Origin of the sequence: Acinetobacter populi, from assembly GCF_002174125.1 — a bacterium.
Lineage (GTDB): Bacteria > Pseudomonadota > Gammaproteobacteria > Pseudomonadales > Moraxellaceae > Acinetobacter > Acinetobacter populi.
On the sequence record NZ_NEXX01000001.1, the window covers coordinates 1284324 to 1298247 of the forward strand.

Here is a 13924-nt window from a genome sequence, read left to right on the forward strand (position 1 = left end):
AAAATTCCTCAAAGGTTAGGTTATACCCATATTTAAACTAAAAATTGTGCCTGACAACATTATGCTGCCAGGCATTACCATTAATGTTTTTCGCTTGCCATACTCAAGTACACGATGGTTAACATCATGAAAATGAAGGCTTGCAATGTAATTACAAGAATATGGAAAATCGCCCAAGGCACAGACAACGCCCATTGGATCCAGAACGGTAATAAAGCGATCAAGATAAAGATCAATTCGCCCGCATACATGTTACCAAAAAGTCGCAGTGCCAATGAAATTGGACGCGCCAAGAAAGTAACCAATTCTAAGATCAAGTTTACTGGAATGAGCAATGCTTTAAGCACTGGGTTTTTCGGATTAAATGGATTAAGCGCAAGTTCACCAACGAACCCGGCAACACCTTTTTCACGGAAACTATAGAATAAAATCAGGGCAAATACAGATAAAGACATACCTAAAGTAATGTTTGGATCTGTAGATGGCACAATTTTAAAGTAAACGTGATGAGGGTCCATACCAAATACACTTGCACCGATTTGTTGCGCCAAATATGGAATCCAGTCAACTGGAATTAAGTCCATCAGGTTCATCAAAAATACCCAGACAAAAATCGTCAGGGCAAGCGGAGCAATTAAACGTGATTTACCATGGAAGGTATCGCGAACACTTGAGTCAACAAACTCGATAATCATTTCGATTGCAGACTGGAATTTTGTTGGCACGCCAGTATTGGCAGCTTTAGCAACAATCCAGAATAACACACAGAAAATGATCCCAAGACCGATTGACCAACCCATTGAATCCAAGTGAATTGCAGTGAACCCCATCTGTTGAGCTTCATCAGCAGTCTCGGCCAGTTTCCATGAACCATCTGGCATTTTGCCATAGGTCAGGTTGGTCAAGTGATGCTTGATATACTCGGTCGAAGTAAGGGCATGTTCTTCAGCAGCCATAAATCACACCTGGTCAATGTAAATTACTATTTAAAGAGAAATTTGATGCTCATGCTGCACGACATCAACTCTTTGTGAAAATCTTTCAATATTATGCACAACGCATATTTAAGCTTTATGTCTAGCCAGCCAAAAAGGTGCGACCCAGGACATTGCTTGGATAAGCAAAAAACCACCGATCACTGCCACCATATTCACTGGTGAAACACAGCTTAAAATCAAAATCAACCCAACAACCACAATGACAAACTTACCCATTAGCCCAAGGTACATATTGCTTAAAATCTGTCGGGATGCTCTTGCACCAGAAGATTTAAATGCCTGCCATGCAAAATAACTGCTTGCCAGCCAATATACCAACGCCCCCAAAGCTGCACTTTTTGCGGCTACCGCATCTTGTATTAGCCAAGCCAATACTGCTGCGACTGGAATCATGATGACTTGAAAAACGAGTAAAGCCTTTGCTAATCGTCTATCAACTAAGCGATAAGTTCGACTCATTTATTTCCCATCTGCTTCCAGATTTTCTTGGATAAAGTATGCGAATGATTGTTTTTAATCGCAGGCATTATAGAGTTACACCCCTAAACATGCAATCTTTATCCGAAAAAGTACCGATAAAATTCGCCAAAAACCGTTCTGCTTCGACTAATGTAGTAATGAACATGCAGTCACATCATTTACAAAAACAGTTTACTGTCCCTTAGCGAAAACATTGCTGAATTGAATTGGCTAATTTTAGCCAAGCTGTAACAAAATCTTTTTGTTCCGCCATCGATTCGTCAACCGCGACAATTTTTACTGGTTGCAAACGCTGAATAAGGGATTGATCGGCATGATATTCGGCCAATAAACACATCTGTGTCTGTGGACGATGTGTGGTCAAATATTTAATCTGGGTAATTGTCGGTGCCAAGTCATGATCTGAGCTCAACGATCCAGCAAATTTTAATTGTAAAGACCGTTCTAGATATTGATAGGCATCGTGATAAGCCCAGTAATTACGCTCTTGTGTGCCCTTAATGGTAATATTGGTGGCATCGTACATTTTTTTGGAAAAGTCTTTTGCATTTTGAAAATACTGTGCTTTTGCTTGTGGTTCCTGCTGCGATCTCAATGCTGCAATGAAAAAAGCGATTCTAACTGCATTATTGGGTTCCAACCAGACGTGGGTATCAATGCTATCAGTTTCCAGAACATTGCCTTTTACATCGCGTTGCGGCAATGTTTTAACAATATTACTTTCAAGAATGGAAATCGCATTTTTTTTACCTTCCAATGCACTTTGCAAAGGTACTTCATGCTGTTTACCCAACCACACGATCAGATCTGCGTCTTGTATAGATTGACGGGTTTTCGGTGTAAGCTGTGCATCATGTCCGGTTTGATGCTGTGTCAGCAATAAAGTGGGTTGCTCAATACCAGCGGTAACTTCCTGAGCAATCAGAAATAATGGATAGGTAGAGACCACCAAACCCTTGGCAAATGACAATTGAGGCAGACTCAAAATCAGTAACACAGCAAAAAAATATCGCACGAGTTTAAAATCCAAAGCAAGACTAGCGTTATAATATAACATTGTGCTACTTTTAATACTATTGTGCTCATTTATTTATTAGGGTCTATTGACATTTCGTCTATGGTTACGCCAGTGGTCGTTTTTTAGGTGATACTAGGCATGAATAGTGAGATTTAGTTATTCTAAATGAACTATTCATAACGACGTAGCATCAAAAAACGCCCCTGTCCCGAAGGGTTGTCACTAAAATTCCCCCATACGTCGTTACAAAGCTTGACAAGGGAATAACCATTGTCTTCGCTTTGTGCCTAGTCTGAAGAAATTTTAGCTGACAACGTAATCCATTTATGAAGTGTCAACAGACCCATGTTACATGCTAAAATAGCTGATTATTTTTAATAGGATCACTTGATCATGACTTTATGCTCACATACACAGCATGATGGCAATACACATGATGATAGTCTACATGGTGTACATGATCATGGCAGTATTAGCGATCGTTTACAGGAAGCAGAACAAATCTGTGCGCTCGAAGGTGCGCGCCTGACACCGTTAAGAAAAGAAGTTTTAGGCTTGATTCTAGCCGCAAATGCACCGATTGGTGCTTATGACCTGCTTGCCAAACTCAAGGGCAAAAGTGAACGGCCCGCTGCACCACCAACGGTTTACCGTACACTGGATTTTTTACTGGAACAGGGTTTAGTCCATCGTCTGACCTCAATTAATGCCTTTATTCCCTGCTGCCATCCACGTGAGGGTCATCAGGCTGCATTTTTGATTTGTCAAAAATGCCATACCGTCAAGGAAACCTCGGCAAACAATTTATTTGACGAACTGGCACAGATTGCAACACAGGGAAAATTCAAAGCCAAACATAGCATTATTGAAATCTCCGGAATTTGCCAAAAATGTCAATAACGACGCATGCACCTTTAGTTCAACTGAAACAGGTCAGTCTATCGCTTGAGCAGAGATCCATTCTCTCCAAAATTGATATGGACATTTATCCGCAGGAAATCATGACCTTGATTGGTCCTAATGGCGCAGGCAAGTCTACTTTAATTAAAGTATTATTAGGTATCGAACGACCTTCACAGGGTGAGGTGATTCAGCAGCCAAATCTACGTTTGGCTTACGTCCCGCAAAAATTCAATCCTTCCCCAAGTTTACCAATTCGAGTCAAAGATTTACTGGCACTGGAACCTTGTGACCAAACATATAAAACACGTATTATTCAGGACACCGGAATTGGCAAGCTTCAAGATTCGTCAGTACAAAGTCTGTCAGGGGGAGAACGACAACGCGTTCTGCTCGCCCGAGCATTATTGCGAAAACCTCAGTTGTTGGTCCTTGATGAACCGATGCAAGGACTGGATATCCAGTCTGAAGAAGAATTATATGCCTATGTGCGTACATTACCGGAACAACTGGGCTGTGCCATATTAATTGTCTCGCATGACCTGCAATGGGTTATGCAAGGTACACAACGTGTCATCTGTCTAAATCATCATATTTGTTGTACAGGCACACCAGAAAATATTCAAAAACATCCGGAATATCTGGCGATGTTTGGACATCGCGTGCCATATCAACATCATCATAACCATTGTGCTCACGGTGATCATGCCGAACCTTGTGATCATCTGGCACATCCACATATTCATCCAGAAGTGGAGCCATAAATCATGATGGAATGGTTAATCTTACTTGGTCCAGCATGGTTTATGGGCTGTATTTTGCCATTATTGACTGCACCGCTAGGTTGTCTGATGTTATGGCGTCGTATGTCGTTCTTTGCAGATACCATGGCGCATGGCACTTTACTTGGTGTAGCACTGGCAGGATTACTCCAGTTACCGCTATGGCTTGGCGTCTGTTGTCTGGCTGCACTTTTGGTTGCATTACTCTGGTTTTTGCATGATCGGCGCTTGCCCAATGATGCATTGCTGGCATTGTGTTCGGCCACTTTATTATGCAGTGGCTTATTGGTTATTCAGCATTTACCCACCTTACGCCCGGAAATCATGAGCTATCTATTTGGCGATCTGCTCACTGTCACTTGGGAAAATTTACCTGCCTTGGTACTGGCAGTTATTATTGGTGCTGCCATACTCTGGCGTACATGGCATGCACAATTACGTCTGGCAATAGCCGAAGATATTGCACAAAGTGAAGGCATTCGTGCTGGGGTACATCGTCTTATTTTTATGGTGGTGCTGGCATTATTTACCGTATTGGCCTTAAAAGCCGTTGGTTCATTATTAATGGGCGCATTACTGGTCATTCCTGCACTGACAGCCCGCCTCCTCTCTCACTCACCTAAACAAATGGTATTCTGGGCTTTTATCTGTGCCGAGATTTGTATTTCTTTGGGACTATGGGGAAGTGCATGGCTAGATCTGGCGACAGGTTTGTGCATTGTGATTATGATGTCATTCTTGTTTGCATTGATTTTTACTCTGCAAAAATTTAAAGGTATACGTCACTAAAACCTGATTTTTTCGGAATGATTATTTGAGTATTTATGTCATTTTAGAAGAAAAGAATCAATGAAATATTTGTTTTCTGTACAAAGCAACTGCTTGTTTAAAAGCAAGGATAAAGAAAGCAACACGCTTGATTATCTTATTTAAATCCATGACATGCTGCATTATCTATACAGCATGTCATGTCGGTGATTACTTTAATTGCTGTTATTCCTGACTTTGTCGCTCAAGCCAGTGACTAAAATCCGCACCTGAGGGTGCCTGATAGGTACGCAAACCAAATTCGCCAATAATTGCCAACAAATGATCAAAAATATCCGATTGGGTATTTTCATATTGTGCCCAATTGGTGGTATTGGTAAATGCCCAGACTTCGAGTGGTAAACCCTCTGCTGTAGGCTGCAACTGACGCACCACAATACTTTGATCCTGTGCAATACCAGGATGATGACGCAAGTAATGTAAAATATATGCGCGGAACGTCCCAAGATTGGTTAACCGACGCTGATTAACACTTTCTTTCACTTGCTGATTCCATTCCAGCAATTCATGACTTTTCTCATCAAGATATTTCTCCAGCATAAGAAAATGCTTGAGTTTACTTAACTCTTGATCAGATAAAAAATGCACACTACTTTGATCAATAAAAATCGAACGTTTGATACGGCGGCGGCCCGAATCTGCCATACCACGCCAGTTTTTAAAGGTATCTGTCACCAGTCGATTGGTTGGAATAGTGGTATAGGTTTTATCAAAATTCTGCACGGTAACAGTATGCAAGGACATATCAATCACATCACCATCTGCCCCCAGACTTGGCATTTCGATCCAGTCACCAATACGAATCATGTCATAAGAAGAAATCTGTACACTGGCAACCAGCGACAAAATCGTATTCTGAAACACCAACATCAATACTGCTGCCATAGCACCAAAGCCTGCCAACAGGGTAAATACATCTTTCTTTAGAAATGTACCCAGAATCATTAAGCCGCAGACAATAAAAATAATCAGCTTTACCAACTGCAAATAACCTTTGATCGGTTTATTATGCGATTTTGGATTACGTTGATAAATCAGATTAAAAATATTTAAGATTTCTGCAATTGATAATGCAATGGTGAGGAAAATCCATGCCTGTGCAGCCATTTGAATCAACTGAACAAATTTGTCCGACAAATGCGGAATACTGACGATCCCATTAAGAATCACCAGTGCAGGCACAATATTGGCAACCCGCCGAATCACACTGTGATGGGCAAAAATATCATTATTGGCAAAAGGTAATTTTGAAATTAAACGCCTTAACCCCGCAACAACTATTTTTTTGGTAATAAAATAAGAAATAAATGCAATCAATAGCAAAATGGACAATGAACTTAACATATCCAACCACGGATATTGATCAATCCACGCCCCAACTTTTATCATTATTTCATTCAAAATCTACATACTCCTCAAAACAGATTGATTATCATGGTAAAAGAACAATATGTATTTCTAATCACAACTGACATAAAAATAAAAAATATCAACAAATAAACACATTAACCTCAGCACAAGCCAAAGTCATCGGGAAACCATGCACCAACAAACAATAAGGCAAATTAAGCAGATTTAATGAATCGACACATCGACAAAACAGGCGGTAATACGTCGTACGATAGGCAATAAAATCAATACCGTGGGGAAGGCAACACCCCATGAAAATAGCCAGCTTGATAACCAGATCTGAAACAAACCTTCTACCCAGCCCATATGATGCACAATATTGACAAAGGAAATAATGCCACTCATCAAACATGATAAGATCAAAGGTAAAACAAAATTGACGTATTTGAATGGCAATTTCTTGACCTTAGCAAAAATATAGGGTGATTTTTGACCCATAATCTTAAACAACCTCTTTTATTCTGAACCTTATTTTACGAGAAAAGTGCTAAAGAATATGCAGTCTTCACGGATTTATTTCATAGCACATGACCATCGCATTGCATATATCTGGAAAAAACGCCATTCTCTGCCATCAATCCAGCCTTAATACTCCCCTTGATCGGCATAATTTGCTATATTTACTTTCTTTTAAGCAATGTCCCGATTGGTTATGAACACGGCAATTCAACAAGCACTTTCTCAAACAGTCCAAACACTACAAGCGCAAGGTATTCTTCCACCAGACTGGACGAATAACAGTGTCCTCACTCGGACCAAAGACCGTAGTCATGGTGACTTTGCTTCCAATATTGCCATGGTTGCTGCCAAAGCAGCCGGTTTAAAGCCACGTGAGCTTGCCGAAAAATTTCTAGCCCATTTACCCACTGTCGCCGAAATCAGTAAAGCTGAAATCGCAGGACCGGGTTTTATTAATTTCTTTTTAAATGCAGATCAACGCTTTGCTGTACTTGATCAAATCGCAACACAACAACATCATTACGGACAAAGCCAGGTCAACGCTGCACAAAAAATTCAGGTTGAATTTGTCTCTGCCAATCCAACGTCCAGCCTGCATGTTGGTCATGGTCGTGGTGCAGCCTATGGTATGACAGTTGCCAATTTATTTGAAGCCACAGGCGCGACAGTTGAACGTGAATACTATGTCAACGATGCTGGCCGTCAAATGGATATTCTGGCCACTTCTACCTATTTACGCTATTTGGAATTACTAGGCCAAACACTGGTTTTCCCAAAAAATGCCTATCAGGGTGATTATGTCAAAGACATTGCACAAAGCATTATTGATCAAGATGCCGATCGCTATGTTAAAAATGTGGCTGATGTCTATAACAATGTTCCCGAAGATGTGCAATATGCTGCCGAACCAGATGCCAATGGCGACAAAATCGTTTTATCTGGTGATAAAGAAAAGCATATTGATGGTTTGATTGCCAATGCACAACAATTGCTAGGTGAAGGGTATCGTGTTTTCCATCAAGCTGCTTTAAACGCTATTCTTGATGATATTAAAGATGACCTTGCCGAATTTGGCGTGACATTTAACCAATGGTTTAGCGAAGCATCATTAACACAAAAGATTGATGAAGCCTTAAATACGCTACAAGATCGCGGTTATCTCTATGAACAAGATGGTAATATCTGGTTCAAATCAACCGAATTTGGCGATGAAAAAGATCGTGTAGTCAAGCGTCGTAACGGTCAAACCACCTACTTTGCTTCCGATATTGCCTACCACCTCGACAAATTACAACGAGGTTATACCCATATTGTCGACATCTGGGGTTCGGACCACCACGGTTATATCGCACGGGTAAAAGCAGCTATTGACGCGATGGGCTACGACTCATCAAAACTTACCGTGTTGCTGGTGCAATTTGTTTCCTTGTGGCGTGGCGGAGAGATGATCCAGATGTCCTCCCGCTCAGGCCAGTTTGTCACCTTGCGTGAATTACGTCATGAAGTTGGTAACGATGCTGCGCGCTTTTATTATGTGATGCGTAAATCTGAACAACATATCGATTTTGATCTGGATCTCGCTGTTTCACAAAGCAAAGATAATGCTGTGTATTATATTCAATATGCACATGCACGTATTTGTCGTATGCTAGAAAAAGCCCATGCCAACAATCAATTTGATTCGGCACAAGCTCGTCAGTTTGCTGGTCGCTTAGTGCTAGATGCAGAAACTGAGCTTTTGGCAAAACTGGCAGCCTATCCGGAAATCATTATTCGTGCCGCCAATGCCTATGAACCACATCAAGTTGGAAACTATCTAAAAGAACTTGCTGCATTGTTCCACGGTTGGTATAACGACAACAAAGTGTTCAGTGATGATGTGGAACTGACTCAGGCCCGTTTATTATTAGCAGCCAATATCAAACAAGTGATTAAAAATGGTTTGACCTTACTTGGCGTGTCAGCTCCTGAGGCCATGTAAGCAAAACATTGTTTTGCATGGCCGCAAGACCTTAAACTTTGTTTAAGGTGGAACATGTTAAACAAAGCATTGTTTCACACATCGTCGCAAGACCAAAAGCTATGCTTAAGGTGCCATGTAAGCAAAACATTGCTTTGCATGGTCGCAAGACCGCAAGCTATGCTTAAGGTTGTCATGTCATTTAAGCAAACATTGTTTGGCATGTTTACAATACTATCAAGGTAAATATGTAAAAAGCTTGGCAATACTGTTTCATCGCACTGCAAGATAGATTAAGATTCATGCTTATATTGCACGTCTCGCAGATGCGACAACACAGCGTAATGAAAGAATTGACGATATAAAACCACAACGGTCAAAATAAAAGAGGAATACTCGTGTTTGGCAGAGCGCCTAGAGGTGTTTCAGAACGCCCTAAAACAGCAACAACATCAAGAGCCATCCCTTCATGGTTATGGCTTATTGTTTTTGTGTTGGCAGGCCTATGTGTAGCAATATTCTTGTCATTATGGAATCCATGGCGACCCGTCACAACCTCCACGCCCGGGCAACCAGTGGCAAAGGTAGATCAGGACACCAATAAAGATTATAAATTTTATGATCTTTTACCCCAGCAGCAAGTGACACCTATCCCCGATCAAGCCGTACCAGAACACCAGAATCAACAACCTGTAGTTGTAGTAGAAGCACCCGCTGCAAAAACAACCAGCAATAGCTCACAGGTCAATGATCCTTTTGATGAAAGTTATCAAGCTGCCAAAATTCCGCTTCCTCCTCGCTACATTTTGCAGGTGCGTAGTTATGAAGATCCCGACTTTGCTGATGCTCGCCGTGCAGAAATCGTACTCAATGGTTTATCTGCCGAAGTCATCATGACCAACGAAGGCAATAAAGTCTGGTATCGGGTCATTTCCGGACCATATGATAGCCAGGAATCTGCCCGTATTGCTCAGCAAACGCTGCAAAATGGCGGTATTGATTCTATTATTGTCAAACAACCCGCATCTTAAGACCTATTTAAATGATTAATCATTGCGGGCTTTAATTTAAATTATTGTCATAAAAAACCGGGCTTTTGCCCGGTTAATCTTATGCAAGCGTTACAACTTTTGTGTAAACTTTGCACCTAAACGGGAAAGGGTCTGATAACCTGTTGGCAGAATACGCTGTAAACCATCAAGTACTTTGGCATCATTACCAATTAAAACACGAGGTTTATTTGCTTTTACTGCATTTAAAATCACCTGTGCGGCTTCTTCTGGTGGGGTACGCAATAATTTGTCAAAAGATTGTATCGATTTATTCGGATCCATCCCCAAAGACTTGAGGCTATCACTCATTTTTGCTGCTTTGGCAATATTGGTACGAATACCACCAGGATGCACACAAGTCGCACTGACGCCGGATTTTTCTAGATCCAGTTCTTGGCGCAAGGATTCGGTAAAGCCACGTACAGCAAATTTACTGGCATTGTAGGCAGACTGGGTAGGTTGTGAAATCAGACCAAATAGACTGGAAATATTAATAATATGGCCATCTTTACTCTGTTTCAGATACGGTAAAAATTCTTTTGTACCATACACTACGCCCCAGAAATTGATATTCATGATCCATTCCAGTTCGTCGTAGGTTTCCCCTTCCACTGTTGCGCCCAGTGCAACACCTGCATTATTAAAAATTAAATTGATACTGCCATGATTTTGTGCGGTTTCCGCAGCCCATGTTTTCACCTGCTCACGATCCGCAACATCAACCTTTTTACTGGTGACACGCACACCGTAGGATTTGGTCTGCTCTACTGTATCCGCCAGACCTTTTTCATTCACATCACTTAATGAGAGATGACAGCCCTGTTTTGCCAGCGCAATCGCAAGTTGCTGTCCAATACCAGAACCCGCACCCGTAATGGCTGCAACTTTTTGATTAAAACTTTTCATTGATCCACCTTTTAATAACCTGTCCATTTGATATTCTGGATGAGGAATTGTTGTTTTCCATATTGACAACTGTACTATAGTTTTTGACAATACATATTGTCAATATATTATTCATTACGGGCAGTTTATTCTTATATAATTAAATATATATTTAATTTTTCCAGGTAATCGTGTCGATGACTGCAAGTACGAGTAAGACCAAAACTGCTTCACGCCAATTCAAGGGACTCACATTAGAAGAACGCAAACAAATTCGCCGTGAAAAATTTATCGATGCAGGTTTACAGTCCTATGGTACGCATGGCTTCTTTTCTGTCACCATTAAGGACATCTGTCACGAGGCAAAACTGACTGAACGCTATTTTTACGAGTCATTTAAACGTAGCGAAGAATTATTTAAAGTCGTTTATTTACAACTAATTAGTGATTTGCAAAAAAATATTGTGCAAGCAGTGATGCAGGCTGCACCCGATCATGAACAAATGATTGAAGCCGGATTAACCGTTTTACTTAAAACCCTTAAAGATGATCCGCGTATTGCCCGAATTTTATTTATTGATGCTGTACTGGTACAAGAATTACATGGCGATACCATCTATGAATCCTTTACTCGGTTTGACCAAACCATTTTTAATATTATTACCCTGATTTTCCCCGAACAGCTTAAAAATAAATCCGAAGCCTCACTAATCGCAACCGGGTTAAATGGTTATGTCACCCAAATTGCAATGCGCTGGGTAGTCGGTGGGTTTAAACAACCCTTTGCAGAAGTGTTATCGGCAAGCTGTCTGGCTTATCGTGGAATTTTATCTTTCTTAAACAAGAAGAAATAAGTAAACCATCACAAAAATGGGCAATGAGAATTGTTTGATTACATAATTCTGTCAAAATCCGTCACAAATCCATGACACTGCAATAATATTGTCATATTCTACCTTTGTAATAGACCTGTCATAAACAAAAAGGCGAAAGCCAAACTATAAATAGGGTTCTTACTGTGAAAGATGAATATATTCTCATCGTCGATGATGAGTTACCCATTCGGGAAATGATCCATACCTCACTGGATATGGCTGGCTTTCAATGTCAACAGGCAGGTGATGCAAAACAGGCGCATCAAATGATTGTTGATCAACGTCCTGCGCTTATCTTACTTGATTGGATGTTACCGAATGGTGTCAGTGGTATTGATTTATGCCGACGTTTAAAACGTGATGAAACATTGTCGGAAATTCCGGTGATTATGCTAACTGCCCGTGGTGAGGAAGATCATAAAGTACAAGGGCTGGATGCCGGTGCAGATGATTATATGACCAAACCTTTCTCAACCCGAGAACTGGTTTCACGTATTAAAGCAGTATTGCGTCGCTCCAATGCATTAAAGGGCGAAAAAGCCATTGACGTAAATGGCTTAACCCTTGATCCTGTCAGCCAACGCGTAAGTTTTGAAGGCACAGGTTTGGAAATGGGTCCAACTGAATATCGTCTTTTGGCATTTTTTATGACACATCCGGAACGTGCCTATACCCGTGCGCAATTACTCGATCAGGTCTGGGGCGGCAATGTCTATATTGAAGACCGCACTATTGATGTGCATATCCGTCGCTTGCGCAAAGTTCTGGAACCTTTTGCTGCTGATCGCTATGTACAAACCGTTCGTGGTACGGGATACCGCTTTTCTACACGTACCGATGTTGCGGTAGGTTAAATGTTGCATGAGTGATTCTTCTTTTTTACCCGACGATTTAAAAGACGAACAATCCACCGAGCGTTATAGTGCGCTCAAAAATTATATTTCCGAAGATATCCGTAGACTGGCACTTATTCTGATTATTGCCGGTTTTATCGGTCTTGGTATCCATCATTTTCTACTATGTATTACACTGGGGCTGATTTTATTTTTTGCCCTGCAATTTCGTTCCCTTTATATTGTCAATCAATGGATTAGCCAGCATTCCCAAGAACCGCCACCAGACTTGTCGGGTGTCTGGGGTGCATTACTGTTCAATGTGTATCGAGCACAGCGCCGGGAAAGGATGATGCAGGCGGAAATGGTCGGCTTGATTGACCGAGCACAATCTTCTCTGATGGCACTCGAAGAAGCCGTCGTACTGATTGATGAACAACATTGTATAGAATGGTGGAATCCTGCGGCAGAACGACTGTTAAGCCTGAAATTTGGTGATCATAAACGACAAGTACTCACTATTATTCGTCATCCCGATTTCATTCAATATTTTAATCATGTCAATGATTTCCCGGATGGCATCGTTGTAGAGTCCTCATTTCATGATGGACGCTATACGCAGATCAAACTCACCCGTTTTGGTTATGAAAGCCGCCTATTGGTCGCCTATGATGTGACACGGATTCATAAACTCGAACAAATGCGCAAGGATTTTGTCGATAATGTTTCGCACGAACTGCGTACACCATTAACAGTACTCAGCGGCTATCTGGAAACCTTATCCGAAAATGAAGAAATGCCTCAACGCTGGAAACGTGCATTTGATCAAATGCAGCAACAAACCCGGCGTATGAATGCATTAGTAAACGATTTATTACTGCTGTCTCGTCTGGAAAATGAATCGCTACAGGCCAAAAATCAAATCATTGATATGGCCGAATTGATGAATCAGTTATTTGATGATGCACAAGGTTACAATACCGAATATGGTCATACGCTTAATCTAAATCTGGAAAGCCACAATGATTTAATCGGCTCTGATATGGAGCTTGCCAGTGCATTTGGCAATTTGATCACCAATGCCATCAAATATACGCCATCGCAAGGGACCATCACCATTGCCTGGCAAGATCGTGGCGATGAAGCGGTATTTTCGGTACAGGACACCGGCATTGGTATTAATCCGACACATTTACCCCGCTTAACTGAACGCTTCTATCGAGTAGATAGCGGACGTAGCCGTGAAACTGGCGGCACAGGTCTGGGACTAGCCATTGTCAAACATGTACTGGCACAACATGATGGTCATCTGGAAATCGAATCCAAAGAACAATTAGGTTCAACCTTTAAAGCGGTATTTCCCAAACATCGCTTACATCGACCTGAAAGCGAAGAAAATTTTGTCGATACGGAATAGTTTTTAGCTTAGTTCTAAGAACAAAGT

Annotated in this window: 14 protein-coding genes; 8 read left to right on the forward strand and 6 right to left on the reverse strand. The window is 41.2% G+C overall.

All coding sequences use genetic code 11. The features are described from left to right. Positions 1-80: 80 nt before the first annotated feature. The 3 genes from atpB to CAP51_RS06030 all read right to left on the reverse strand — a co-directional run bounded on the left by atpB (position 81) and on the right by CAP51_RS06030 (position 2493). Positions 81-956 carry a F0F1 ATP synthase subunit A gene (gene atpB / locus CAP51_RS06020; protein ID WP_087619803.1) on the reverse strand — a complete coding sequence of 292 codons (876 nt, stop codon included), beginning with the start codon at positions 954-956 and terminating at the stop codon, positions 81-83. A 108-nt stretch (positions 957-1064) separates the two neighbouring features. After that, a complete protein-coding gene (locus CAP51_RS06025) occupies positions 1065-1457 on the reverse strand; it encodes an ATP synthase subunit I (protein ID WP_087619804.1) in 393 nt (130 codons plus the stop codon). A 202-nt stretch (positions 1458-1659) separates the two neighbouring features. After that, positions 1660-2493 carry a metal ABC transporter solute-binding protein, Zn/Mn family gene (locus tag CAP51_RS06030; RefSeq protein WP_425426749.1) on the reverse strand — a complete coding sequence of 278 codons (834 nt, stop codon included), beginning with the start codon at positions 2491-2493 and terminating at the stop codon, positions 1660-1662. 396 nt (positions 2494-2889) lie between these two features. On the opposite strand from CAP51_RS06030, the gene CAP51_RS06035 reads away from it, so the two are divergent. The 3 genes from CAP51_RS06035 to CAP51_RS06045 are packed head-to-tail and all read left to right on the forward strand — an operon-like array spanning position 2890 to position 4967. Then, entirely contained in the window at positions 2890-3396 is a 507-nt protein-coding gene (locus CAP51_RS06035) for a transcriptional repressor (protein WP_087619806.1), read from the forward strand. Further along, positions 3387-4160 carry a zinc ABC transporter ATP-binding protein ZnuC gene (znuC, locus tag CAP51_RS06040; RefSeq protein ID WP_087619807.1) on the forward strand — a complete coding sequence of 258 codons (774 nt, stop codon included), beginning with the start codon at positions 3387-3389 and terminating at the stop codon, positions 4158-4160. The genes CAP51_RS06035 and znuC overlap by 10 nt, the downstream gene beginning before the upstream one ends. A gap of 3 nt (positions 4161-4163) precedes the next feature. Further along, positions 4164-4967, forward strand: coding sequence for a metal ABC transporter permease (locus CAP51_RS06045; RefSeq protein WP_087619808.1), 804 nt, complete (start codon positions 4164-4166; stop codon positions 4965-4967). Between the two features lie 204 nt (positions 4968-5171). Here CAP51_RS06045 and CAP51_RS06050 read toward each other — a convergent pair whose 3' ends face one another. Together CAP51_RS06050 and CAP51_RS06055 are read right to left on the reverse strand one after the other, a co-directional pair. Then, positions 5172-6395, reverse strand: coding sequence for a mechanosensitive ion channel family protein (locus tag CAP51_RS06050; protein ID WP_087619809.1), 1224 nt, complete (start codon positions 6393-6395; stop codon positions 5172-5174). A gap of 186 nt (positions 6396-6581) precedes the next feature. Further along, a complete protein-coding gene (locus CAP51_RS06055) occupies positions 6582-6854 on the reverse strand; it encodes a DUF2798 domain-containing protein (protein WP_087619810.1) in 273 nt (90 codons plus the stop codon). Between the two features lie 214 nt (positions 6855-7068). Here CAP51_RS06055 and argS point away from each other — a divergent pair, with 214 nt between their 5' ends. Together argS and CAP51_RS06065 are read left to right on the forward strand one after the other, a co-directional pair. Continuing rightward, on the forward strand, positions 7069-8856 hold the full coding sequence (gene argS, locus CAP51_RS06060) for an arginine--tRNA ligase (protein ID WP_087619811.1): 1788 nt from the start codon (positions 7069-7071) through the stop codon (positions 8854-8856). 377 nt (positions 8857-9233) lie between these two features. Then, entirely contained in the window at positions 9234-9866 is a 633-nt protein-coding gene (locus CAP51_RS06065; protein ID WP_087619812.1) for an SPOR domain-containing protein, read from the forward strand. Positions 9867-9956: 90 nt separating this feature from the next. Here CAP51_RS06065 and CAP51_RS06070 read toward each other — a convergent pair whose 3' ends face one another. Next, entirely contained in the window at positions 9957-10793 is an 837-nt protein-coding gene (locus CAP51_RS06070) for an SDR family NAD(P)-dependent oxidoreductase (protein WP_087619813.1), read from the reverse strand. A 176-nt stretch (positions 10794-10969) separates the two neighbouring features. Here CAP51_RS06070 and CAP51_RS06075 point away from each other — a divergent pair, with 176 nt between their 5' ends. The 3 genes from CAP51_RS06075 to phoR all read left to right on the forward strand — a co-directional run bounded on the left by CAP51_RS06075 (position 10970) and on the right by phoR (position 13897). After that, complete coding sequence (locus CAP51_RS06075; RefSeq protein ID WP_087619814.1) at positions 10970-11626, forward strand: TetR/AcrR family transcriptional regulator; 657 nt, start codon at positions 10970-10972, stop codon at positions 11624-11626. A gap of 164 nt (positions 11627-11790) precedes the next feature. Then, positions 11791-12501 (forward strand): phosphate regulon transcriptional regulator PhoB, encoded by a 711-nt coding sequence (phoB, locus tag CAP51_RS06080; RefSeq protein WP_087619815.1) that lies wholly within the window; start codon positions 11791-11793, stop codon positions 12499-12501. 7 nt (positions 12502-12508) lie between these two features. After that, positions 12509-13897 (forward strand): phosphate regulon sensor histidine kinase PhoR, encoded by a 1389-nt coding sequence (gene phoR, locus CAP51_RS06085; RefSeq protein ID WP_087619816.1) that lies wholly within the window; start codon positions 12509-12511, stop codon positions 13895-13897. Positions 13898-13924 lie beyond the last annotated feature (27 nt).